Source organism: Sandarakinorhabdus sp. AAP62, from assembly GCF_000331225.1.
Lineage (GTDB): Bacteria > Pseudomonadota > Alphaproteobacteria > Sphingomonadales > Sphingomonadaceae > Sandarakinorhabdus.
Map to the genome: position 1 here is coordinate 1 of NZ_ANFY01000008.1, position 24566 is coordinate 24566.

At 62.7% G+C, this 24566-nt stretch carries 17 protein-coding genes and 1 tRNA gene; 10 read left to right on the forward strand and 8 right to left on the reverse strand.

Annotated features, from left to right (window positions below):
- The first annotated feature begins 169 nt into the window (after nucleotides 1-169).
- On the forward strand, nucleotides 170-964 hold the full coding sequence (locus tag D619_RS0109090) for a hypothetical protein (protein ID WP_017668274.1): 795 nt from the start codon (nucleotides 170-172) through the stop codon (nucleotides 962-964).
- Between the two features lie 6 nt (nucleotides 965-970).
- On the forward strand, nucleotides 971-2821 hold the full coding sequence (locus D619_RS0109095) for an AAA family ATPase (protein WP_017668275.1): 1851 nt from the start codon (nucleotides 971-973) through the stop codon (nucleotides 2819-2821).
- Nucleotides 2822-2854: 33 nt separating this feature from the next.
- Here the strand turns inward: D619_RS0109095 and D619_RS0109100 are convergent, their stop codons facing one another.
- Entirely contained in the window at nucleotides 2855-8359 is a 5505-nt protein-coding gene (locus D619_RS0109100) for a DUF4011 domain-containing protein (RefSeq protein WP_017668276.1), read from the reverse strand.
- Nucleotides 8360-9413: 1054 nt separating this feature from the next.
- Between D619_RS0109100 and D619_RS0109105 the strand changes: the two genes are divergently transcribed.
- Entirely contained in the window at nucleotides 9414-10961 is a 1548-nt protein-coding gene (locus D619_RS0109105) for a hypothetical protein (protein WP_152417392.1), read from the forward strand.
- Nucleotides 10958-11575 (forward strand): hypothetical protein, encoded by a 618-nt coding sequence (locus D619_RS0109110; protein ID WP_017668278.1) that lies wholly within the window; start codon nucleotides 10958-10960, stop codon nucleotides 11573-11575. Before D619_RS0109105 ends, D619_RS0109110 begins: the two co-directional genes overlap by 4 nt.
- Nucleotides 11576-11715: 140 nt before the next feature.
- On the opposite strand, the gene D619_RS0109115 is transcribed toward D619_RS0109110, so the two are convergent.
- The 6 genes from D619_RS0109115 to D619_RS0109140 all read right to left on the reverse strand — a co-directional run bounded on the left by D619_RS0109115 (nucleotide 11716) and on the right by D619_RS0109140 (nucleotide 17620).
- A tRNA-Lys gene (locus tag D619_RS0109115) sits at nucleotides 11716-11791 on the reverse strand.
- A 133-nt stretch (nucleotides 11792-11924) separates the two neighbouring features.
- Nucleotides 11925-13034 carry a rod shape-determining protein RodA gene (rodA, locus tag D619_RS0109120; protein WP_017668279.1) on the reverse strand — a complete coding sequence of 370 codons (1110 nt, stop codon included), beginning with the start codon at nucleotides 13032-13034 and terminating at the stop codon, nucleotides 11925-11927.
- Nucleotides 13035-13039: 5 nt separating this feature from the next.
- On the reverse strand, nucleotides 13040-15043 hold the full coding sequence (gene mrdA, locus D619_RS0109125; protein WP_017668280.1) for a penicillin-binding protein 2: 2004 nt from the start codon (nucleotides 15041-15043) through the stop codon (nucleotides 13040-13042).
- Nucleotides 15036-15596, reverse strand: a complete 561-nt coding sequence (mreD, locus tag D619_RS0109130; RefSeq protein WP_017668281.1) for a rod shape-determining protein MreD — start codon at nucleotides 15594-15596, stop codon at nucleotides 15036-15038. The genes mrdA and mreD overlap by 8 nt, the downstream gene beginning before the upstream one ends.
- 4 nt (nucleotides 15597-15600) lie before the next feature.
- Nucleotides 15601-16557, reverse strand: coding sequence for a rod shape-determining protein MreC (mreC, locus tag D619_RS16225; RefSeq protein WP_020480444.1), 957 nt, complete (start codon nucleotides 16555-16557; stop codon nucleotides 15601-15603).
- A 22-nt stretch (nucleotides 16558-16579) separates the two neighbouring features.
- Nucleotides 16580-17620 (reverse strand): rod shape-determining protein, encoded by a 1041-nt coding sequence (locus D619_RS0109140; protein WP_026090887.1) that lies wholly within the window; start codon nucleotides 17618-17620, stop codon nucleotides 16580-16582.
- Nucleotides 17621-17775: 155 nt separating this feature from the next.
- Here D619_RS0109140 and mutL point away from each other — a divergent pair, with 155 nt between their 5' ends.
- The 3 genes from mutL (at nucleotide 17776) to bfr (ending at nucleotide 20781) form a co-directional block, all read left to right on the forward strand.
- Complete coding sequence (gene mutL / locus D619_RS0109145) at nucleotides 17776-19608, forward strand: DNA mismatch repair endonuclease MutL (RefSeq protein ID WP_026090888.1); 1833 nt, start codon at nucleotides 17776-17778, stop codon at nucleotides 19606-19608.
- Nucleotides 19609-20010: 402 nt separating this feature from the next.
- The gene (locus D619_RS0109150) at nucleotides 20011-20184 is read left to right on the forward strand and encodes a (2Fe-2S)-binding protein (protein WP_017668285.1); all 174 of its coding nucleotides are present in this window, start codon (nucleotides 20011-20013) and stop codon (nucleotides 20182-20184) included.
- Nucleotides 20185-20301: 117 nt separating this feature from the next.
- A complete protein-coding gene (bfr, locus tag D619_RS0109155; protein ID WP_017668286.1) occupies nucleotides 20302-20781 on the forward strand; it encodes a bacterioferritin in 480 nt (159 codons plus the stop codon).
- 77 nt (nucleotides 20782-20858) lie between these two features.
- Here the strand turns inward: bfr and D619_RS0109160 are convergent, their stop codons facing one another.
- Nucleotides 20859-21956, reverse strand: a complete 1098-nt coding sequence (locus tag D619_RS0109160; protein ID WP_020480445.1) for a tetratricopeptide repeat protein — start codon at nucleotides 21954-21956, stop codon at nucleotides 20859-20861.
- A gap of 294 nt (nucleotides 21957-22250) precedes the next feature.
- Between D619_RS0109160 and fabD the strand changes: the two genes are divergently transcribed.
- The 3 genes from fabD (at nucleotide 22251) to D619_RS0109175 (ending at nucleotide 24441) form a co-directional block, all read left to right on the forward strand.
- Nucleotides 22251-23189, forward strand: a complete 939-nt coding sequence (gene fabD / locus D619_RS0109165; RefSeq protein ID WP_026090889.1) for an ACP S-malonyltransferase — start codon at nucleotides 22251-22253, stop codon at nucleotides 23187-23189.
- A 13-nt stretch (nucleotides 23190-23202) separates the two neighbouring features.
- Nucleotides 23203-23943 carry a 3-oxoacyl-[acyl-carrier-protein] reductase gene (gene fabG / locus D619_RS0109170; RefSeq protein WP_017668289.1) on the forward strand — a complete coding sequence of 247 codons (741 nt, stop codon included), beginning with the start codon at nucleotides 23203-23205 and terminating at the stop codon, nucleotides 23941-23943.
- Nucleotides 23944-24204: 261 nt separating this feature from the next.
- The gene (locus tag D619_RS0109175) at nucleotides 24205-24441 is read left to right on the forward strand and encodes an acyl carrier protein (RefSeq protein WP_017668290.1); all 237 of its coding nucleotides are present in this window, start codon (nucleotides 24205-24207) and stop codon (nucleotides 24439-24441) included.
- Nucleotides 24442-24566 lie beyond the last annotated feature (125 nt).

Consider the following 24566-nt stretch of genomic DNA (forward strand, 5'->3'; position numbering starts at 1 on the left):
ATCTTCTTGGCCTTCCATTCCCGCTACCGCCCCTCGCGGAACAACAACGCATCGTCGCCAAGGTCGATGAACTCATGGCCATCTGCGAGACCCTGAAAGCTCACATTGCAGACGCAGGCGAAACCAGCCGGCACCTGGCGGACGCGATCACAGAACGGGCGGCAGTCTAATGCCGTGGCCCGAATTCACCGAGCTTTCGTTCGGTTACTGCTTCCTTCGGGAGCTGGAAACCAAATACACAACCGGCGGGCGTTTTCCCAGGGCGCCCGATTTCATCAGCCAGTATGCTGAAAAGACCAAGGGCTACGACGTTGAAGTCGCCATGGACGGTGCCGTTCCTCTGTTCATCCAGCTCAAGCGGTCGATGGTGATACGCTCGGCCAACGCTCGCGAGTTCGCGTCGCCATTCTTCAAGAGCAAGCCGGCGCTCAGAATGAACCTGCACAGCAACGACAGTTTCGCGCAGCACATAGCTCTGCAGAAGCTGGAGCAGGCCGGAAACCATGTGATCTATGCGACCAGCCAGATCGAAAATCCGCAGGAGCTGGTCACGCACACCAAAAGTCGTACCATGGTCACCAAGGCCTCAGCCATCTTCAGCCCCTCGACCATCATGCTTCCGAACGTTCACGAACAGCACCATGTAAGCTTCTACGCAAACACCAATTGGGCGGTATTGTTCTCCGAAAAGGGGCAACGATTTGAGCGCAAGTGGGCCGACGGTGCCGTTTGGTTGGCCGAGCTGCTTGAGACTTCGCGAGGACGCGAGGAGAATGAAAGGGCGATGAAGCTAGCAGAGCAGGTGCTGATGGAGGCATTCGACAGAACTGCTGGCAGTCCGCCTGCCATGATCATGGATGCCGTTGGTAGCCTCGACGGCGCTGCGGCCAGGGTTTCGGTGCTGGCCCAATATATGCTTGATGCCCAGCTCACGTTTCTGAAGCCGCCAGTGGAAGGCGAGTAGAGCCTAATGCGTCTCCGCTCCGTCTGGATCAGCCAATACAAGAACCTGCGTGATTTCTCGATCGGGTTTGATGGCGATGGCTCGATCGATATCTTCGTCGGCAGGAATGGCTCGGGGAAATCAAACTTCCTCGAGGCCATTATCGAAATCTTTGACCACGTGTACGAGCCTGGAAAAGGCTCCGAACAACCAAGTTTCGACTATCAAATCGAGTTTTCCGTCAATGGCCAGGATGTGGCGTTGCGGTGGCAAGACGGGCAGCTTTGGGTGAATGGCAGGGCCCGCAGCAGCGTGCCCAAAGAACTGAGGCCCCAGAATGTCATTGTCTATTATTCAGGCCAAAACCCGCACGTGGCCAGCTTGGTTAAACGCTATGAGGATCGCTTTCGGAAGCGGTTGCGCGGCGTGGATCTGTCAGAAAGTCCGGCCTTCATTGGCATAGGACCGGAATACAAGAAGCTGCTGATCCTCCTGTTGCTGTTGCTGCCGGAGGACCGACCGGCCCGGCGCTTCCTGTGCGCCAAGCTGGGGATCCTGGGCACTCGAAATGAGGTGGTTCTAACGATCGGGCGGCCAATCACCGCTATGAGAAGGAACTTTGATCACCTCGATCCGGGCGATTTATTCTGGGGTTTGCTTGGCGTAACGCGGACCTTTCTGATGGACCTCATCGCGTGCATCGAGGACGGCGCCACTCCGGGGGCGCTGCACGACCGGCAAAGCGATCTCTACAGCATCCCAATTAGCGTTCCGCTGTTCCGCAGGGTATTTGATGGCCGGCCTCCACATGAATTGTTTCAGCTGTTCAGCAATCTGAAGATGCTGGGAATGCTGGACGATATTGCCATGACGGTTACGCTCAATGGCCTTGAGCTGTCCGATCTCAGTCTGTTCAGTGATGGCCAGTTTCAATCGGTATATCTCTTCGCCATTGCCGAACTGTTCAAGGAACGGGAAAGCATCACCCTGCTAGATGAGCCAGACGCGTTTCTGCACCCCGAGTGGCAGTTCGAGTTCCTCAATCAGACCAACGATATCTCGGAGGCCGCTGCCCGCTCCAATCACATCCTGATGAGCAGCCACAGCGCTGTGACGCTGATCAACAGTGTGTCGCCTCGGGTGAAGTTCTTCGAATTGCAGGATGGGGCGGCGCGTTGCTACCCCTTGCCGAAGCGGCTTGCGATCGAACGGCTCAGCAACGCGCTTATCCGGTACACAGAAAGTGAGCAGCTTCTCAGCATCCTGAATGCCATCCAGATCGAAAACAAGCCGGTGATGTTCACCGAGGGTAGCATTGATCCGATCATCATCAAGGAAGCCTGGTACCGGCTTTACCAGACCGAGCTGCCATTCATCCCGTTTTATGCTTTCAGCTGCACATACTTGTCGCAGCTTTTGCGAGACGATCGCATTATTAACGATATGGGCGGGCGGCCCGTTTTCGGATTGTTCGACTTCGATCAGGCCTTCAATCAATGGAATGGATTGGCAGGCGAAGTGATTGAAGCCAACTTCGTCAATGGCGCCTGCAAGCGATTGGGTAATCGCAATGCCTACGCCTTTCTTATCCCTGTGCCGCTGAATCCAGCTGTCCGCGCCCAGGTATTTGTGAACGGTAATGACGGCACCACCTTTGGCGATCAGTCGCTTTGTGAGATCGAGCATCTCTTCTTTGGAGATGCGTTAACAGCTCCATACTTTGAAAATCAGCGGGCGCCCGGTGGAGGTAACAAGATCGTCTTGAAGTCAGACGCCATGAAGGAACGGTTCGCCCGTGATGTTGTGCCTAGGCTTGATGATCGGTTCTTCGAAGTGTTTCGTCCTATGTTTGAACGCATTTGTGCGATCATAGGGTAAGGCTGATATTCTATTGCGTACTGGACGTAAGAATTATTGATTACCAACGCTGACCTTCGCGCGACGTGCGACCTCCCTTACGCAGGCATAGATGTCGTGGTTCCGGAACCGCTCGCCTGTACGTGCTACTTCCCCTTCAAACTCGGACTTCGTCACGATAAGAGCCCCGCCATAGATACGGGGAGCTCCCATGGCACGTGAGATCACTTCAACCGAGCCGGCGCGATCTCCATCGATGACAACGGCGTAGCGTCGGCCGGGCAAGACTTCATACCAGTCGATGCCATCAAGCGGTCGCATTTGCTTGCCGAGTGGTTCTTCGACCTCGGTCTCCTCGTCTGCGGTCATATTTTTTGACGGAGTGGCTACCGCGGCAGGTGCTTGCGCCTCGTTTGGCGGAGCGAGTTCGATCAGCTCCTGCTCGGGCGCCAAGTCTTCGGGCGACGGTTCAGTCCGGGGCCGGCTGGCAAAGGCTGCCGCGGCCTTGGCACGCCATTCCTCGAGATTGTGGAGCAGCTTCGCCATCTCGTGATCTGGATCAGCGAACCAGTCGGTCGACCAGATGCGATGGATCCGCCAGCCCATGTTTTCCAATATCGTCTGGCGGATCCGGTCGCGGTCGCGAACGCTCAGCCCAGTATGCCAGCGGGCGCCGTCGCACTCGACGCCAGCAATGAACCCAATCGGATAATCAGGATGGCGTACGCCCAGATCGATGCGGAAGCCTTCAACGCCGACCTGGGGGACCACATCATAGCCATGTGCCCGCAGCTTCTCGGCGACGAACATCTCAAAGTCGCTATCGAAGTCGCCGCCAACCTCACTGTCGGTTGCAGCGCCTTTCATAGCGTAGGTGAGGTAGGACTTGAGGGCCATCACCCCTTTGCTCGATTTCTCGGTGATCTTGATGTCGTTCGGGCGCAGGGAGGTGAACACGCGCGTCGACAGCTTCGCTCGGGTTACAAGCACATTCAGCCGTCGCCATCCCACCTGCTGGTTCATCGGGCCGAAGCGCTGCATCACCGTCCCGTTTTTGTCTGGCCCATACACGGTGGAAATCAGGATAATGTCGCGTTCGTCACCCTGCACATTCTCGAGATTTTTGATGAAGAACTCCTCAATTCCGTTGTTGTGGAAATCGATATAGGCGCGCACCTCGGGCTCTTCGAGCTGCAGGCGATTGAACTCATTCTGGATGAGTTCGGCCTGCTTGGCGTTCATCGTCGCGATGCCCAGCGATCGCTCCGGATAGGCGCGCATAAGGCGGAACGCCTCTTCAATGACTGCTTGGGCCTCCTCCTGGTTGATCGAGGCTTCATAGGTGCCGCCGACATATCGGGACTTGACCCCCAGTAGCTCGTCGTCGGTCGTAGGGCTGGGAAACACGATCAGGTCCCGCTCATAGAACTCGCGGTTCGAGTACTGGATCAGATCCTCGTGTTGGGACCGATAGTGCCAGCGCAGCCGACGCTTGCGGCGGAGGCGCTGATTGGCCAAATCGAGGATCGACTCCGAGTTCACGACGACGGTTTCGTCCATGTCTTCATCATCATCGGTACCGGAGGCCGAGAAAAAGTCGCTAGGCGGCAATTGGTTGGCATCCCCCACCACCACAATCTGTTCGGCCCGCATGATGGCCGAGACAGCGAATTCGGGCCGCATCTGGGAGGCTTCGTCGATCACCAGAAGGTCGAACGTTAGGTCGCCCGGCCGGATGAACTGGGCTGCCGAGGTAGGCGACATCATCCACACCGGCTTCAACGCCTTCAGGGCAGCCGCCGCCCGATGGGTGACCTCACGCAGAGACGTGCGTGGGCGACGCAGCCCTAATTCGTGCTGTAGCAGCGCTGCGTCCGTGAAACCGCCAACCGGACCGCTGTCCTTTCCGCGCGGCGGCTTATCTGAGAGGCGGGCGGCTACGATGGCCGCCGCTTCCAGGTTCTGGAGTTCCTTGTCGAGTGCCACAAACGCGCGACGGGCGCCATCCAGCGTAAGGCTGCCGAGCCGGCCCAATTCCGCGCCCGATCCGCCGACGTAGCTGCGCACGAGGGATCGCACCACGATCCATTCATAAAGATTTGCGAGCTCGTCGGGCGCGACGTCCCCAGCCACGGCCGAAAGCGCGTAGGCGTCGAGGCCAGCTTCACGCAAGGCAGAGCGATATTTCAGCAAGTTGGCACAGGCCCTGACGCCCGCTGCGTCACTGGACATCGACGCCAAATGGTCGGCTAGCTCCGACCAGCTTGTTGCCAGTTTCGTGGCATCAATCTCGGCCAAAATGGCAAACTTTGTAGCCTCGAAATCCCATTTGTTCTTAGCCTCCTCAATCAGAGGTGTAACTTCGGCCAGACGCGTTAGCAGTCCCAGCGGCTTATCTGCCCGGCGTGCCGCCTCAGCAATCGAAAGTGGTCCAGCCAATGCATTCAAAGCATCAACATGGTCCAACACTCGCTTCAGGGGGGCAGGATTACGCCTGACGGACGAGGCCCAGTCGAAGCCTGATTTCTCAGCTTGGAGGGCATGGTCGGCTTCCGCGCGCGCCAATTCGCCGATGCGATCGGCAAGTAGCTTGCCTCCGCGTCTGATCATCCCGTCTGCCCGCGCGCCAACCTTATGCAGGGCTTCTACCAGTCTTTCGGCCTTGCCTCGACTTTCAACGATGGTGTTTTCAAGCGCCGGCCAGGACAATGGCGCCGACAGCATGGCCAAGTGGGGGGCAGCAAGTTCGGTCACCCGGCCCGCGATGGCGGCTGCCCGCGAGCGGTCTGCAGCACCCAAACGCAACCAGCCTATAAGCATGTCTGCCGCACCGTGCGCCCGCAGTTGCTCTTCCGCGCGGACAAGTGCGCTAGACGCACCAAGGGCGGCCTCCCAATCTGCGTCGGCACCGGTCCACAGCAAGGCGGGAAACAGCGATCGCGCTGGGCTATCGTTACGAAAACTGCTTGTAGTTCGGTGATGCCGCGCAGCCCTACGCAGCATTTCAATGGCCTTCGGGCGCTCTTCGGTGCCCTTCAGCCACCGCCTTGATCGCCGATCGGAAGCCTTGAATGCGCCATCGAACAGGCGCGCAAACATGCCGGCCTGCTCCAACACGTCAGCCGTGCTGGTGAGCTCCGATGAGCCTGCCTCTAGTCCTTCGGGCGTCAGAAGCGCGGTAAGTGCCTCACGCTCGCGCCGGATCTCGGCTGCAGTGCCCGCTTCGCGCTCAAGGGCAAGACGGGCAACCGGTTCCAGCAACGTGGGACTGGCTATCGCGGCTGTCGCCGATGGCATCTCGCCCAAAATGCTCAGCGCTGCCATGACGGCTGGCGTCGAAGAGCTCAGCAGCTGCACGGGCAGGGGGATTATCTGGGAAAGCGCGCCTATTTCAGCCTGGATTCGTTCCACGGCTTCCTCAGCCGCCCGCAATTGCGCCAACTGATCATGGACCTGGGAGATGGCGTCCGGAATGTCATCCATGTCTGCCAGCGCGCTGCAAAGTGCCGCGACTGCATCGTTCGGAAGCTCGGCTGGTGCCTCGACATCAAGCTCCAACTGTCGTTTGCATTCATGCCAGCGGTCCATCAGCTCATGTAATGCTTTTAGTTCGCCATATTGGCGAAGTGCACTTTGCAGCAGAAGCTCGTCGAGGCCGGATGGAGCGGTGATATTTCGGAGCTGGTCAACGGCGGGCCCAACATTCGATCGCGGCCCGGGCCAAGTGATGCCCAACGATGTCAATTCTGCTTGAAGGTTCGCAAGTGTCCTTGCCGCCATCGCGGCTGTCCCTGCTGCGGCCAACTCATCTGCCTGATCAAACGGGTTCAGCCGCTCAGCCGCCATCCACAGCGTCTCGCCGTTGGAAGTGCGAAGCGCGGCAAGGGCGATGCCAAAATCCGAAAGGGCTTCGCGGCGTTCCTTCAGGGTCGCCGCATCAAGGCTTTCAATGTCTTTCGGCTCGAGGCCATTGGCGACTGTGTCGATCCCGGCGGGAAGCAAGCTACGAAGGCGGATTTCTCGCCACGAGAGTTGATAAGCCGTTTTACCGAGTGACCCCAGCGGCTCGCCAATCAGGGAAAGGTATCGCCGGATGAGGTCGCGCTTACGAGCAAGCTCTGCTCGTGTGTCCGATAGACGGGCTGGATCTGCAGAGGGTCTGGCGTTCAGGCGCTCCCGCAGGCCTGCATAGACCGTATCACGCTTGGCCGTGTCTCCATGGAGTTCCAACAGCAGGGGGCCCAAGCCGGACTGACGCAGGCGGCTCGCCACCACGGAAAGCGCAGCCTGTTTCTCGGCCACGAACAATACCCGCTTCCCGTCTTTCAACGCGCTGGCGATCATGTTCGTGATTGTCTGCGATTTGCCGGTTCCCGGTGGCCCCTCAATGGCCAGGGACTGGCCCTCCGCAACGTCGATAAGGGCGGCGTGCTGGGAAGCGTCGGCGGGCTGGATCAACGGCGGTGCCTTGCTCGCCAGCGGCTCGCGGTCGATATCCGGCGTTTCCAGCGGAGCCGGCTCACCGTCGAAAGACCGAGCATTGAGCAGGCCGGGCAGCAATGTGTGATTGGCAAAAGCCTGCGGCGGCCAGTTGCTCGGGTCCAGGTCCTTCCACAAGATCATGCGCGGAAACGGCAGGATGGCGACGGTGGCAAAGCGTCGAAGCGACAGCCGTCGGCCTTGGGCAAGAATCTCTTCGAGGCGCGCGAAATACTCCTCCGGGCTCTCGTCCTCGCCAAGTTCCGGTGTCTCCAGCCCCCAATGTTGGCGCATCTTCTCCTGGAGTGCGACATTGACCTCGAGGTCTTCGTCTCCTTCGACAAGCGTGTACTCGTAGCGGCCGCGTACCACCCTCTGCTCCAAGTGGACCGGAAGCGTCAAAATTGGTGCGTGGTGCTGCACGTCAGATGCATCATCCTCGTACCATTGGACGAATCCGAGGCAGAGAAACAGGGTATGCAGGCCGGTCTCACGCTGGTGGGAGCGGTACTTCTCGTAGATCGTCTTCAGACGCTTGCCGAGCTCCTTTGTCGTGAGCAGGACGCGAATACGGTTGTCTTCATGGTGTTCGGCAACATCATCGTCATCGGAGCCGCGGAGGTCGAAGGAGGGATCAAAGCCATGCGCCTTGGCCAATGCCTTTACGTCGAGAGCTTTGCCATAATCGAGAGCTGGTAAGCCGAGTTGGTGGCGAACCGCCTGTCTCAACAATCGCTCGGCTGACTGCCACTGGCGCATGTCCGCCTCGTCATCACCTAACTTTTCGGTTGCCGCCAGGAACAGTGGATCAGTTAGACGCGCGCGCTCATAAGCGATTTGAAATGCCGGCGTACGCTCGTCCTGGGGGGTAATGTCCTCGTCCGGCAATGGTTCGAACTGCAAAGGGCCTTCCTGAAGCGCTTTAAGCAAAAGGTCTGGCCGCTCATCGACAATGCGAATATGCGAGGTTGAGCGGCCTCCATGCTTGAATGCAATCAAAGGGTTGCGTTTCCCCAGGTCGATCAATTTGGTCCGGAGGCCGGCAACGGCCTCATAGGTCCATCTCTGCTCGTCTGTCATGGGTGGCGGTTCCGGCGTACTCTGCTTCGGACGGGCTGATGGTTCGTCCGTGTCGGACCGGTTGGACGATCTTGACGCGCTTGGGACAATTCTCGCCGTTACGGGAGCTTTGACTCGAGCGATTGCTGGCGAAGTGGGTGCTGACTTTACCGGAACGATCGTTTGAGTTGGGCGCTGCTGCAGCAAGATTTTCTCAACGCGTGCCATCAACGTGCGGGCAGCGAGTGTCTTCCGGTGTGCTAGCTCGGTCCTGATTAACTCAAGTTCAGACGCGCTCTTCAGGTTCCGCTCGGCCATCGCTTTCAATTCATCGGTCGTTTTACTGAGAAGTGGCCGAGCCATCCTTGCCTCACATCATGGCATTTTAGGTTCGACCTTATGGCCGTTCCGACGCCAGTGCCTAAAGTGTGTTGTATGGTCGCCGATTTTCCGTCTGATGACCATTTTCTTGCTTGCATGCCGCGCTTTTGAAGTGATGGCAACCTTGTCGAGAAATGAACTCCTATGTTTGCATCCCTTTACCGTGGCCCGGAGCACTTCCTCCTGCGTGAGGCACCTCGGTAACCGTTGGCAGAGCGACCCCGCCGTTGGGGACGCTCATTCCATCCCCAGTTTATCCACCAAAAATAATTACTGAATCTACCAAAAATTTTTCCAGATTTGGTTTGAAGTCACAGGCGCCTGCCGACACATTCCAGCCATCGAAAGGAGCCAACCATGTCGGATCGTCAGTTTCTCGGTGCAGGAGAAAACCTCACTCGTCATGCCCGTGAGCGCATGCAGCAACGCGGAGTACGGGACGTGGAACTCCACGCATTCCTGAATCTTTCCTTGCTAGTGAAGGGGTGCGGAGACGGCTGTGATGCACTGATGCTTGATCGCAGGGATGCGTGCAGCCTTATTCATGAGGGGTGTCCACCAAAGCTGGCTGAGAAGCTCTGTCGCCTTCGTGTGATCATCGCAGAGGACGGTGCGATCGTTTCTGTCATGCCGCGCTGGCGTCGTCGCCCAACTCGCCCCTCAGGTAGTCGCCCGCGCCAGGAGATGCATCGCCATGGATGACAATGTCTTACATGTTAGGTTCAATCGGCCTGAAGCCGATGCGAACGAGCGTCTACCCCGCGAGCAACGCGACAGGATTGCATGGCGCGAAACCTGGCTGAGGGCATGGCGTATGGAAACTGGTGTAGACCAGCGCAAGACACTCGATCGCATTGAGCGGGCCCACATGGCAGCCGCCTTCCGCAGTCTCGTTCTGAAACTGAAGACCGCTGATGGCAATCGGCTTGCGAAGGTGCAGGAAGCGCTCGAGAACGCATCTGAGAACATGAGTGATGTTAACTATCGTCGGGAAAGGGGCTGCCCGCAGGATCTTCTGACCCTTTTGGCCAAGGCTGGCAGCAAGCGCGAGCGGACCTATCGTCTCGAGCGATTTGACGGCCGTGACCCCGATAACCTGCGCGGGAAGCTGATCGATTGGCTTGCTGTCGTTGAGGCGATTGGGGAGCAACTTGGGGTTCCAAGCGAACAGCAGGTGGCCCAGTTTGTGGCCGAGGTGCAAGATCGCCAGCGTCGGAAGCCTGTGGACCGTCCGGTGACGGGGTTGGCGGAAGCCTACGCCGAACTGTATGCCGATCTGGCCGAAGACCTGCGCCGGATCTGCGCCGAGGTTGCACGGCAGCATGACATTGCCAGCTATTATCATCTTGCTGATCAGGCCGCAGCTTGGTGGCTCGATGCCAAGTTTCAGTTCAACGAAGGAGAAGCAGACGGGTTTGCGACTGAGAACTTCATGACTGGCAGTTGGCGCCCGTTATCTGATGATGCCCCTTTTTTCGAGAATGCTGGCCTCGGCCCACTGGGCGACATTCTAGTGTACGTGCCCCTTGGGGGGGTGGATTTCGGCCAAGTCGAGGTGACTGGCGAAGACAAGGGGCATTTCTATCTCGCCCCTGATGATGAACCCGTGCGGATCTCGCTGGAGTTCCACATCCATCTGGTTCTTAGGCCAGACATACCGGAAAGCGACCAAGTTGGCGGGCTCCTGCTTCAGCCCCACGTGGCCGCATGGCCAGACCAAGCGACAAACGAAATCGCAGATATGGGGCCGCATTATCCGTTGCCAACTCCGATTTGGGTGTCGGATGCAGGCAAGCAGTTCCTGGCGCGCAAGCTGCCGCGCCCGAGTAGCACCTATCTGCAGGCAATGCGCCGTCTTGCATTCGTGCACTGTGGTGAAATCCGCATCGAGCCTCTGACGGCTGAATCCTGTCAGGATTGGCTCTGTGCGATTACAGCCGAATCGAATCGCGAGTGCGACGAGTTCTTTCCCTGGCCCCGCGGCGAATGGTCTTGGCAACAGCCAACCGCGCTTCCCACCTTCACGTTGGGTGGCTCAATCCAGTTGAACCTCTTGATACCTGATCACTCCGACGAAGTCGGTCACCGCATCGATCAGTTGCTACGCCTTGAAGCCGCTCGGAAAGTCGCATCAGCCCGTGCAGCGCTCGAACAGCGCAAGGCCGCTTATCGCGCGCAGCGCAATGGCCCCGACAGGAGCAGCGCCCTGCCGCCCATTCCCGATGAAGGAGAAGTCCAATGAACAGTGCACAGATCGATGAGGCCGCTCGCCGGCTGGGCTACCGGCTTGGCTGGCGGTTCATGACCTGCCCGGCGGCTTGGCGGCATGAGGCAAAGCTGTTGCTCGTCACCCTCAACCCCGGCGGTGACCTGGTTCATGGGCCGTCTTGGTCGCAGGAGGAGGGGAGCGCCTATCTTGTCGAGAGCTGGGATGGCTGTTCGCGCGGCGCCAGCCCGCTGCAGCGGCAGGTGCAGGCCATGTTTGCATTGGCGGGCTGTGCGCCCGAGGAGGCCTTCTCGGCCCACCTGGTGCCCTTTCGCAGCCCGTCGTGGAGTGATCTCGAGCACCGACAGGAGGCTCTGAGCTTCTCTCGCGAGCTGTGGCGCTGGCTGCTGCCACAAGTGTCCGCCACGCGCGTGGTTTGCCTAGGCCAGGAAGCCGGGCGCGAGATCGCTGCGTTGACGGGCGCGCGGGACCTGGAAGCGATGCCAACCGGCTGGGGAAACATCCAAGCCTATCGTGGTCCAACAGCCGATGGCCGCGAACTCATCATCCTTCCGCACCTGAGCCGCTTCAAGTTGTTCAACCGGCCACAGTCGCAGCCCCTGCTGCGGCGGATATTCCGGGCGGAGTGATCGGCGAGGCAGGCTTTCGCAAGGCGCCATCCGCGCCGACTCCGAGCCGTCGCCGCGTGCTTACTATGTGCTTACTGGCGGCGTTTTCGGGGGCAAAATCGCCATCCGGATCGGGTCCAAAAAATTCAATGATTAGAGGGTGGTGGACGCACCAGGGCTCGAACCTGGGACCCGCTGATTAAGAGTCAGCTGCTCTACCGACTGAGCTATACGTCCAAACGCTGTGGAAGCGTGTGATCGGGCGGCGGGGCCGTCCGGTCGGGAGCGGGCGATTAGCAGGGGGGTGGGGGGTTGTAAACCGGTTTTTTGTGAAAAGGTGCCGGTTGCGGCGCCATGCGGCGAAGCATGTTCAATCAAAGCGGGGGCGATTGGCGCGGGCGATACCCATGATCAGCCCAAAAAGGATCATCACGGTCATCATGGCGCTGCCGCCCCAACTGATCAGCGGCAGCGGGATGCCCACAACAGGGGCAAGGCCCATCACCATCATCATGTTGATCGCCAGATAAAAGAACCAGGTGGCCGTAAGCCCCAAGGCCAGCAGGCGCTGGAATTGGCTGCGCGCATTGATCGCCGTGCGGATGCCCCAGGCCAGCACCAGGCCGTAGAGGATCATCACCAGCAAGCCGCCCATCAGGCCCCATTCCTCCGCCATCGTCGCGAAAGCGAAATCGGTGTGGAGTTCGGGGAGATAATCCAGGTGGCTCTGGGTGCCGCCCAGGAAGCCCTTGCCGGAAAGACCGCCGGAACCGATGGCGATCTTGCTTTGGGTGATGTGATAGCCGGCGCCGCGCGGATCGCTTTCGGGATCGAGGAAGATCAGCACGCGTTTTCGCTGATAATCATGCAGCATGGACCAGGCCACCGGCAGCATGGCCGCCACTGCCGCCGTTGCCGCACCGAACAGCCACAGCCGCACGCCAGCCAGGAACAGCACCACCACGCCGCCAAACAGGATCGAAAGCGCCGTGCCCAGATCGGGTTGCAGCATGACCAGCCCCACCGGCATGGCGATCAGCGCCAGCGCCGGGATCAGCACATCAGGTCGGCTTTCATAACCCTTTGGCACATATTGATAATAGCGCGCCAGCACCAGTACGATGGCCAGCTTCATCATCTCCGATGGCTGGAACTGCATGATGCCGATGTCGAGCCAGCGTTGGCTGCCGCCGCGCACAGCGCCGGCCAGTTCCACGCCAACCAGCGCCACCAGCAGGGTGAGATAGATGGGCCAGGCCAGGGCCAGCCAGCGTTCCGGTGGCACCATAGCCAGCGCCAGCGCCCCCACCAGCAGGATGGCAAAGCGCACGCCTTGTTTCAGCGCCCACGGGTTCAGCGAGCCGCCGGCGGCTGAATAGAGCACGGTGAGGCCGATGCCGGCCAGCGCGCAGACCAGCAGCACCACGCTCCATGGCAGATGCCCCAGTTCGCGGCGCCACGGTCCGTTGAGCAGATCCATCCGCCTTACTCTGGCTCGCGCGGCGGCTGCGGCGCGTCGGGATCGGCAATTTCGAATAGGGGCGGCTTGATGTCGAGTTTCAGCCAACTGGGCATCATCGCTCTGGTTTCGGTGGCGATGCTGTCGGCCGTTTCGCGAACCTCGCGGGCGGCGCGGGCGCGCGCGGCTTCGGCCTCGATCGGCGGCAGGATGGCCAGCGCGCGTTCGGGTTCAAACAGGAAGCTGAGCACGTCACGCGCGATGGGCGCGGCATAGCGGCCGCCGGCGATGCCATGTTCAAGGATCACGGAACAAGCGTACCGTGGCGCGCCGGCCGGCGCAAAGGCGACAAACAGCGCATGGTCGCGCTGCTTCCACGGCAGGGCTTCGTTGCGGATCACGCCGGTGCGGCGTTCGGCAGCGGAAATGCGGCGCACCTGGGCGGTGCCGGTCTTGCCGGCGAACAGCACGTCGCCAACCGGGCTGCGGGCGGCGCGCGCGGTGCCATGGCGGGCGTTGACGACGTCCACCATGCCCTGGCGCACCAGTTCCAGGTGCCATTCCGGGATGCCCAGCGACGGGAATTCGGCGGGAGATCCTTCGCCGATCAGGCGCGGCATCACGGCCTTGCCGCTGGCCAGACGGGCCGTCATCACCGCCAGCTGCAACGGATTGGTGATGATATAGCCCTGGCCGATGGCGGCGTTCAGCGTTTCGCCTTCGCGCCAGTTGCCCTTCCTGGGGTCGGGGCCAAAGCGGCGCTGCTTCCACGCCTTGTCGGGCACGATGCCATCGGCCTGACCGGGCAGCGGCAGGGGATATTCCTGGCCCAGCCCGAGCCGGCGCGCCATGTCGGCAATGGCGTCAATGCCCACCCGGCGCCCCATGGCATAGAAATAGGTGTCACAGCTGAGCGGTAGCGCGCGGGCCATGTCCACCGTTCCATGGCCGCGCCGGGCGTGGCAGTGCCAGGTGTTGTTGCCCAGCCGATATTTGCCGGAACAACCCACGCTTTCGGCTGGATCAATGCCGGCCTTGAGCGCCGCCAAAGTGGTCACCATCTTGAAGGTGGAGCCGGGCGGATAGAGACCCATGGCGCTCTTGTTGAGCAGCGGCGTGTGATCATCCTTTTGTAGGGCGTTCCACAGCGTTGCCGGGACGCGCCGCGAAAAGATGTTGGGATCATAGGCCGGCATCGAGACCATGCACAGCACATCGCCGGTGATGCAGTCCATGACGATCACGCTGGCCGAATTGTCCCCCAGCCGGCGCGCGGCATAATTCTGCAGATCGCGGTTGATGGTGAGGCGAAGCGTGTCGCCGGGTCGATCGGGCTGTGTCCCCAGTTCCCGCACCAGCTCGCCGCGGGCGGTCATTTCCACCTGCGCCGATCCGGCCTGTCCACGCAGTCGCTTGTCTTCGAAACGCTCGATCCCGTCCTTGCCGATGCGAAAACCCGGATAGATCAGCAGCGGGTTCTTCTCCTCGCGATATTGTTCGGGTGTCGGCGCGCCGACATAGCCGACCAGGTGCGCAAAGCGATCGGCCTCCGGGTAGAAGCGCGAAAAGCTCTGCACCGGGGTCACGCCAGGCAGGGTGGCGAGGCGCACGTTGCAGGCGGAAAATTCCGGCCAGGTGAGATTCTGGCGCACCACCACGGGCATGAAGCTGGGTTGGCTGGCGCAATCATCGCGAATCCGCTGTTCTTCGCCGACGTCGATGTCGATCACGGAGCGGATCGCGATCAGGGCCGCGTCAAGATCATCCACTTCAGCCGGGCGCAGCTCCAGCCGATAATCGGGGCGGTTGAGGGCAATCGGCTTACCGTTGCGATCGACGATCCAGCCGCGGCGGGGCGGGATCAGCCGATCCTGGATGCGGTTTTCCTGCGCGCGCAACTGGTAGCGTTCGCCTTCGAACACGGCCAGCCAGGCCATCCGCCCGGCCAGCAGCGCGCCGGTGCCGGCCATGCCCGCGCCCAGCAGCAGGGCGCGGCGCGAGAAGGCCATGCGGCGAACCGGATCATCCATGGCGCCAAAGCGGTGCGGTGGCCGCCAGCTTGCGTTGAATGGCAGCACACAGGCGCGCCACCAGCGGCCATGCCGCCACGCTGGTCAGCCATTGCCACAGCAGCGGCAGCGCCGGTGTCGGCCGCCCGGCCAGTGCCATCAGCGGCCCGGTGAGCAGCGCAAAGCCGAACAGTACGCCGGCCACCAGCAGCCAATCAAACAGTGACCCATGGCGCCCGAACAACTGGCCTGCCATGCGCATCACTCCGGTGGCCAGCGCGAATAGTGTGGCATTCACGCCCAAAGGCTGCCCGAACAGCAGATCGGCCAGCATGCCGATGCAGAAGGCCACCCATGGCGGCATCAGCCCCGGTTGCAGCATCGCCCAGACCAGCACCCCCATCAGCGCCAGGTGGGGCATGGCCGGCACGCTGATCGGCAGGGGCGCCAGCATCAATACCAGCAGTGCCACGCTGGCCAGTGCCGGCACCGCATAGCGCCACAGCGACAGCAGCCAGCGTCGGCGCTCTTCCGGGGTCATCAGCAGGGCTGGGGGTGGCGGGCTGGCGATCATGGGATCAGTTCGCCGGCGGTTCGTTGGTGCGCAGGCGCGGAGGTGGCGCGCCGCGGGTGCGGGCTTCCACTGGCACCGGTGCATCGAATACGGGGCCCTTTGGCTGGGTATCGGGGATGGGCAGCCAGGCGCGTTCCACCGTGATGAAACCGCCGCCCAGCGGGCTGGCCGCCAGACGGATCACCGGGCCATCACTGCGTGGATCCACCACCACGCCCACCGGTACGCCGGGCGGATAGACGCCACCATCGCCGGAGGTGACGATGCGATCACCGGCAACCAGCACCAGTTCCGGCCCGATGCGATCGGTGAGCAAGAGGGTCGGAAGGTTGCGCCCGACGGCAAGCCCGGCCTGGCCGGTGCGCTCGACAATCACCGGCACGCGGCTCAGCGGATCGGTCAGCAGCAGCACCCGGGCCGACTGGTGGCCCACTTCCAGCGTGCGGCCGACGAGGCCATCGGCGCCAATCACCGGCATGTCGCGGGTGATGCCGTCGTTGCTGCCCACGGCCAGCATGGCGGTGCGGGCAACGCTGCCCGACGTGGCCGCCGCGATGCGGGTGGTGGCCACCACCGTCCGCGTGGGCTCCCGTACGGCCATCAGCTGCTTCAGTTGGCTCAGTTCGCGCTGGCTGTTGCGCGCGGCGCGCAGCCGGGCATTGGCCTTGTCCAATTCGGCTTCGAGCTGGTCAGCGCGGCTGACGGCGCCGAAATAATCGCTGAAATCGCCCGCCAATTTGCCTGCGCCATCGATCGGCGCGCGCACCACCGACCACAGGGGCGCAACGATATCGGTGGCCGCCGCGCGCACGCCGCTGGCGGTTTCGGGATTGACCCGCGCCACCAGCAGCAGGATCAGCCCGGCCGCGATCACGCCGCCCGACACCACGGCCGAAACCAGCGCGAGATTCTGCTCCCGCCGGATGGCGGTGGGGCGGCGAGGGGCGGGAGTCCAGTCCATGGGTCCCCTGGGGCGAGCCGGCTCAGGCCGTGATCAGGACACCGCGATACATCGGATCTTCCAGCGCGCGGCCGGTGCCGATGGCAACGCAGGTGAGCGGTTCGTCGGCCACGCTGACCGGCAGGCCGGTGGCTTCGCGCAGCACGACATCCAGATCGCGCAGCAGCGCGCCGCCGCCGGTGAGCACGATGCCCTGATCGACGATGTCGGCTGCCAGTTCCGGCTGGGTGTTCTCCAGCGCGGCGCGCACGCCTTCGACGATGGTTGCCACCGGTTCGGCCAGCGCTTCGGCCACCTGGCCCTGGTTGATCTGGATCTCGTTGGGCACGCCGTTCATCAGGTCGCGGCCCTTGATGAACACCGTCTCGCCAATGCCATCGGCCGGCTTCTTGGCGGTGCCGATTTCCTTCTTGATGCGCTCGGCAGTGGCTTCGCCGATCAGCATGTTGAAGTTGCGGCGGACGTAGTTGATGATGGCTTCGTCCATCTTGTCCCCGCCCACACGCACGCTGGTGGTATAGGCAAGGCCCTTCAGCGACAGCACGGCGACTTCGGTGGTGCCGCCGCCGATATCGACGACCATCGAACCAATCGGTTCGGTGACGGGCATGCCAGCACCGATCGCGGCGGCCATCGGCTCTTCGATCAGATAGACCTGGGTGGCGCCGGCATTGTTGGCGGCGTCACGGATGGCGCGCTTTTCCACGCTGGTTGAACCCGACGGCACGCAGATGACGATTTCCGGGTAACGGCCGAAGCGGCTGGTCTGCACCTTCTTGATGAAGTGCTTGATCATCTGTTCCGCAACATCGATGTCGGCAATCACGCCGTCACGCAACGGGCGGATGCATTCGACGTTGCCGGGGGTGCGGCCCATCATCACCTTGGCTTCATTGCCGACGGCCTTGACGATCTTGTTGCCGCGGATGGTCTCGATGGCGACCACGCTCGGCTCGTTCAGAACGATGCCGCGGCCACGCACATAGACGAGCGTGTTGGCGGTTCCCAGATCGATGGCCATGTCCTGAGACAGGAAGGAAAACATCCGGCTGAAAGGCGACATATTGGGGGCTTTTACCAAGGCATGAGGATGGGATTCGCGAACCTGCGCGACCAATCTGCCGCCTTTGGCCCCGAATGGCCGATTCTGCAAGGGTGAAGGGCAAAGTGGAACGCGCGGGGCATGACAGTGCGCTCAACTGCCCCTATTACACGCCGGTGCCCATTCGCCGCCTGCCTGAAACCCTGATCAACCGCATCGCCGCTGGCGAGGTGGTGGAGCGGCCGGCAAGTGCCGCCAAGGAACTGGTGGAAAATGCGCTTGACGCCGGTGCCCAGCGCATCCGGGTGTCGCTGGTGAATGGCGGCATTGATGGCCTGGAAGTGGCCGATGATGGCATCGGCATGGCGCCTGACCAGTTGCGGCTGGCCGTGGAGCGTCACGCCACATCGAAACTGCCCGACGAGGACCTGCAAGCCATTCAAACCATGGGCTTTCGCGGTGAGGCGCTGCCGTCGATCGGCTCGGTCGCCACCCTGTCGCTGACCAGCCGGCCTGATGGCGGCGAAGGCTGGCGGCTGGTGGTGGACAATGGCCGCATCGTGCAGGATGGCCCGGCGAGCGCGGCGCCGGGCACGGTGGCGCGGGTGGACGGCCTGTTCGCCGCCGTCCCGGCCCGGCGCAAGTTCTTGAAATCAAACCGTTCTGAGCTGGCGGCCTGCCTTGATCATATCCGTCGGCTGGCGATGGCGCGGCCCGAAGTGGGTTTCGTGGTCGAGCATGAGGGCCGGCGCCTGCTCAACCTGCCGCCGCTGCCCGATGCTTCCCCGCAATCGACGCTGGCGCGGCTGGCGGCGATCATCGGCCCGGAGTTTGCCGGCAATGCCGTCGCGGTCGATCTGGCGCGCGAAGGGCTGCACCTTGCCGGCCTTGCCGGCATTCCGACGTGGAACCGGGGCGTTTCCGATCACCAATATCTGTTTGTAAATCAACGCCCTGTGAAGGATCGCCTGCTGGTGGGTGCCCTGCGCGGGGCCTATCAGGATCTGCTCGCCCGCGATCGTCATCCGGTGGTTGCGCTGTTCCTTGATGTCCCTTCCGACTTTGTCGATGTGAACGTCCACCCTGCCAAGACCGAAGTGCGCTTCCGCGACGCCGCCCAGGTGCGCGGCATGATCGTTTCGGGCCTGCGCCGCGCCCTGGATGAAGCCGGACACCGCGCCAGCACCCAGGTTTCCGGCGCGGCATTGGCGGCGTTCGTGTCGGAACCGCTGCCGACGGCTGCCGCTGCGTGGCCGCCCGCTGGCGGCGGTGATCCAGCGGCTGGCGGCATGATGGCTTTTGCTGGCGGCACAGCGCCGGGCGCCAGCTGGTCCGAAGCGCCGCGCCTGTTCAGCCAGTTGCCACCGGCTTTTGCCCCCGCACACCCCCCCGCACACACTCCCGCCGAACCCGCCCCGCCGCCGCAACAATTCCCGCTCGGCGCCGCGCGCGGACAGGTGGCGGCAACCTATATCGTCGCCGAAACCGACGACGCGCTGATCATCGTCGATCAGCATGCCGCCCATGAGCGCCTGACGCTGGAACGCATGAACCGCGCCCTTGCCGGCGGCGCGGTCGCGTCCCAGGCGCTGCTGGTGCCGGAGGTGGTCGAACTGGACGAGATCGCCGCCGGCCGTATCACCGATCGCGCCGACGAACTGGCCGAACTCGGGCTCGAGGTCGAAGCCTTTGGCCCCGCCGCCGTCCTGGTCCGCGCTACCCCGGCGCTGCTCGGCACATGCGACGTGAAAGGCCTGATCACCGATCTCGCCGACGATCTCTCCGCCTTCGGCCGCGCGCTGAGCCTGAAGGAACGGCTGGACGGCGTGGCTGCCACCATGGCCTGCCACGGCAGCGTGCGGGCTGGCCGGCAGCTTTCGATTGCCGAAATGAATGCCCTGCTGCGCGAAATGGAAGTCACCCCGCACAGCGGCCAGTGCAACCACGGCCGCCCGACCTGGGTAAAGCTGGCCAAGACCGACATCGAGAAACTGTTCGGGCGGCGCTGAAGGCGGCGCCGGCCGGCAAATGTCTATCCTGCTGCCCGGTCAAAGGCGGCGGCCAGCGCGTCGACCAATGTTCGTGCCTGCCGAAGGGTCTGGCGGCGCGGGTGGTAAAGCAACCCTATCGATCCGGTGTCAGCTTCGAGGTCAAAGCAGCGCGGCAGCCCTGCACTCTGCCTCGCATGAATACACGGCAGCAGCGCCGCCCACCGAAAGCCGGATTATCTGATCCTGCTCACGCCTGTCGTCGGCTTCCTGGTGCGGACGAGGTGCGCGCCCACGTCGTGGGACGGATGGGCGGGCACGCGCGCACCGCACCACTTCTGCGGATAATGCGAACCACTTGCATTAACAGCCGCGATGGTTGATAACGCTTCGCAACAACGTCACTTGATTCGCGAGACTGCCGTGTTCGTCTGTGTCTGCAATGCACTGAAGGAACGTGATGTGCGCGATGCTGCGCGCCTGGCCGGCAAGTCCTGCCCCAAGGCCGCCTATGCGCAACTGGGCCACAAGCCCAAGTGCGGCCAGTGCCTTCCCTTTGCCAAGGAAGTGATCGAGAACGCCCGCGCCTGCGGCTGATCCGGCATAGGCTGCTAATGCAAGTGCGTTGCAGTAATAAGTATCAGAAAAACAACGCTTTTTCTTGACCTGAATCAAGAACTGCGCCATGGCGATCCCAGCAAAGGGAGACTGGCCATGCGCGGTGACGCCAAGGTGATCGAATTTCTGAATGCCGTGCTCAAGGGTGAGCTGACGGCGGTGAACCAATATTGGCTGCATTATCGCCTGCTCGACAATCTGGGCATCAAGAAGCTCGCCGATTACGAGCGGCACGAATCCATCGACGAGATGAAGCATGCCGACAAGCTGATGGAACGCATCTTCTTCCTGGAAGGTCTGCCCGGCATGCAGGCGCTCAATCGCCTGCGCATCGGCGAGACGGTGGAAGAGGTGCTGCAGGCGGATCTGGAGCTGGAATTCGAAGCCATCGCCCTGTTGAAGGATGCCATCGAACATTGCGAGAAGGTGCGCGATTACGCCTCGCGCGATCTGTTCGCCGAAATCCTCAGCGCCGAGGAAGAGCATGTCGATTTCATCGAGACGCAGCAGGACATGATCCGCCAGATGGGCCTGGCCAATTATATCCAGCTGCAATCGCGGCCGGCGGGCGACTAAGCCGTTCGCTTCCGCCCAAAACGAAAAAGGGCCGCCGTGGCATGCCACGGCGGCCCCTTTTCCATGTCGAGGACTGATCAGCCGCGCGTGGCGGCGTACAGGCTCCACAGGCCGGCGATTTCGCCCATGCCGCTCTTTTCATTCACGCCCTTGAACGCGGCGATCGCGGCGGCCTTCTGGCCGCCCTTCACAGCGGCAATGCCCTTGAACACGCGGGCATAATCGGCATCCAGACCGTTGGCGGCAATGGCCTTGTCATAAGCGGCCATCGCCTTGGCATAATCGCCCAGGCCCAGATAGGCGTTGCCGCCCTTGAAGGCGGTGGCCGGCGAAGCGGACAACTTGAGCGCTTCCGGGCCCTCCTTGGCAACGCCGGCTGCCGCGGCAGCAGCAAGCTTCTGGCTCATCGGGTCGGTGCCGCCGCCGGTCTTGTCCAGCGCGGCCTTGGCCACGGCGGCCTGGCCGTTGATCAGCGCCAGACGGGCGAAATCCTGCAGATCGGTCGGGCGTTCCAGCGTGCCGGTGGTGAGCATCAGGTGATAAAGCGCCAGCTTGGCTTCCGAGCGCATGTTGTGGCCCTGCAGTTCGGTCAGCAGCACCTTCCAGCGCTTCGGCGACGGGTCCGACTTGATCAGGCGGTTGATGGTGGCGAGATAGCCCTTCTTGTCGCCCGACTTGAACTGGGCGCCGGCCAGATTTTCCAGATACACGGGCTTGGCGCCGTTGCTGGCGATCAGCTTGTTGTATGCAGCGATGGCGGCCTTGTGATTGCCCTGGCGGGTCATTGCCTGCGCCACCATGATCTGGCTGGCCTCACCGGGGCAGTTGCGGGCGATGGCGACGGCCTTGTCCATCTGGCCAGCGCGATAATAGAGCGGGCCGAGCTGGTTGCAGGGGGCGCCAACCTGTTCGAGAGCCGCCGCAGCCTGGCCAAATTGGCCGACAGCGGTGAAGGCGAAGCCGGCCATCTGAGCGGTCTTTTCGCGCTCTTCAGCGGTGGTGGCGGCGGCGCGGGCCTGGCCAATGGCGGCGGCGACACCGGCCGCATTGCGCGACTTGGCGGCGGCGGCGGCGGCGTTGAGCGCCTTGCCCACGGCAGGCGACACGGCGGCCACGGCCGGGGTGGCAACAGCCAACAGGCTGGCAGCGATCAGCAGGCGGGCATCAATCTTCATTGGCAATCCTTGGCTGTTCTCGTCCAAAATCCCAGAACCGGATGCCTGGGTGGCAACCGACCCGCGAAACAGAATGGTCTTGCCGGGGTTTCGGGCCGATGAATGGCCATCGCGAATCCCCCCCGGCCCCTCCCTGAGCGCGAATGGCAGCCCATAACGGAAGTTTTGTGCCATGCAACCGGGCAAAACGCCCCGGTTGGGCTTAGTGTCGCAGCCGTTCGGGCCGGGCGGTTGCATGGGCGCGATGAAGCGCCTAATCGGCGGCGCACAACGAGATCCATCGGGAGAGGGACCATTCGCGCTTTCATCTTTCCGGGCCAGGGCAGCCAATCGGTGGGCATGGGCAAGGGCCTTGCCGATGCCAGCCCCCATGCCCGCGCCGTTTTCGAAGAAGTGGATGATGCACTGGGCGAACGCCTGTCGCGCCTGATGTGGGAAGGGCCGGAAGACGAACTGACCCTGACGGCCAATGCCCAGCCAGCGATCATGGCGGTGGGCATCGCCTGCCTGCGCGTGCTGGAAAACGAGGCTGGCGTGCGGCTGGCGGACAAGGCGGCGTTCGTGGCCGGGCACAGTCTGGGCGAATATACCGCCCTGTGCGCTGCCGGCAGCCTGGGCCTTGCTGATACGGCCCGCCTGCTGCGGCTGCGCGGCACGGCGATGCAGGCCGCGGTGCCGCCGGGCGTTGGCGCCATGGCGGCGCTGCTCGGCCTCGATTTCGAAACCGTGCAGGCGATCGCCGCAGAGGCGGCGCAAGGGCAGGTGTGTGCGGCGGCCAACGACAATGCCACCGGGCAGGTCGTGGTTTCCGGCCATGTCGAGGCCGTGGCCCGCGCCATGAACCTGGCCAAGGGCAAGGGTGCGCGTCACTCCGTGCTGCTGCCGGTGTCGGCGCCATTCCATTGCCCGCTGATGCAGCCGGCCGCCGATGCGATGGCCGCAGCATTGGCCGCAGCACCGCTGACCGCGCCAACCGTGCCGCTGGTCGCCAATGTCACCGCCGCGCCAGTGACCGACCCGGCCGAGATTCGCCGCCTGCTGGTGGAACAGGTGTGCGGCACCGTGCGCTGGCGGGAATCGGTGCTGGCCATGGCGGCGCTGGGCGTCACCGGTTTTGCGGAACTGGGCGGCAAGGTGCTGGGCCCGATGATTCGGCGTATCACCCCCGATGTGCCAACCATCACCGCGGCCGACATGCCTGGCGTGGAAGCCATTGCCGCTGCGATTGCCTGAAGGAGCTATTCCCATGTTTGATCTGACCGGCATGACCGCGCTTGTGACCGGCGCCTCTGGCGGCATTGGCAGCGCGATTGCCAAGGCGCTCGGCGCGCGCGGGGCCCGCGTTGCCCTGTCCGGCACCCGCGCCGAAGCGCTGGCTGCCGTGGCCGCCGAATGCGGCCCCGATGCCGTGATCCTGCCGTGCAACCTGGGCGACAGCGCCGCCGTTGATGCGCTGGTGCCGCAGGCGGTGGAGGCCCTTGGTGGCCGGCTGGACATATTGGTCGCCAACGCCGGCATCACGCGCGACAATCTCGCCATGCGGATGAAGGACGAGGAGTGGGCAGACGTGATCCGCATCAACCTCGAAGCCACCTTCCGCCTCTATCGCGCCGCCGCCAAGCCGATGATGAAGCAGCGTTTTGGCCGGCTGATCGCCATCACCTCGGTCGTGGGCGTCACCGGCAATCCGGGCCAGGCCAATTATGCGGCGTCCAAGGCCGGGCTGATCGGCATGTCGAAGGCGCTGGGCCAGGAACTGGCGTCACGCAACATCACGGTGAATTGCGTGGCGCCGGGGTTCATCGTTTCGGCGATGACCGATGCGCTGCCGGCGGCGCAGAAGGACGCGCTGACGGGGCGGATTCCGGCCGGAAGGCTGGGCGAAGGCGCCGATATTGCGGCGGGGGTGGTGTATCTGGCGTCGAAGGAAGCTTCGTACGTGACGGGGCATACGCTGCACATCAATGGTGGGATGGCGATGCCCTGATGGGCGCGGCCGGCGGCGGAGCCGCCGAGTCCGCTCCGGGCTGCAAGGAAGAAGAAGGAAGAGCGTGGCGGAGCCACGCCGTCGAAGCTGTTCTGCCGGCTGTGGCCGGCAGCCAGCCCGGCCGAGCTTGTGCGAGTCTGGCGGCGGCACGCCGCCAGCCGCACGGCGCTCTTGCCACAATTTCGCCATCACGCTATCGCCGGCCAGTAACTGCAAACCAACCCACGGCGAACACACCGCCGCCAACATAGGGGACGAAAAATGAGCGATGTCGCCGAGCGCGTGAAGAAGATTGTTGTCGAGCATCTGGGCGTGGAAGCCGACAAGGTGACCGAAGCCGCCAGCTTCATCGACGATCTGGGTGCCGACAGCCTCGACACCGTCGAGCTGGTGATGGCCTTCGAAGAAGAATTCGGCGTGGAAATCCCGGATGATGCCGCCGAAAAGATCCTCACCGTGGCCGATGCGATCAATTTCATCGGCGCCAACGGCAAGTGATTTCCGGCTGAAGGCCGCGGCTGCCGCGGCCTTCACGCCATGTTGACAGGGCTGGCCGCCCGTTTGAGAACGATGGGCCGGCAAAACAGGGAACGGCCCATCGCTTGCACACAGGCGGCGGGCCG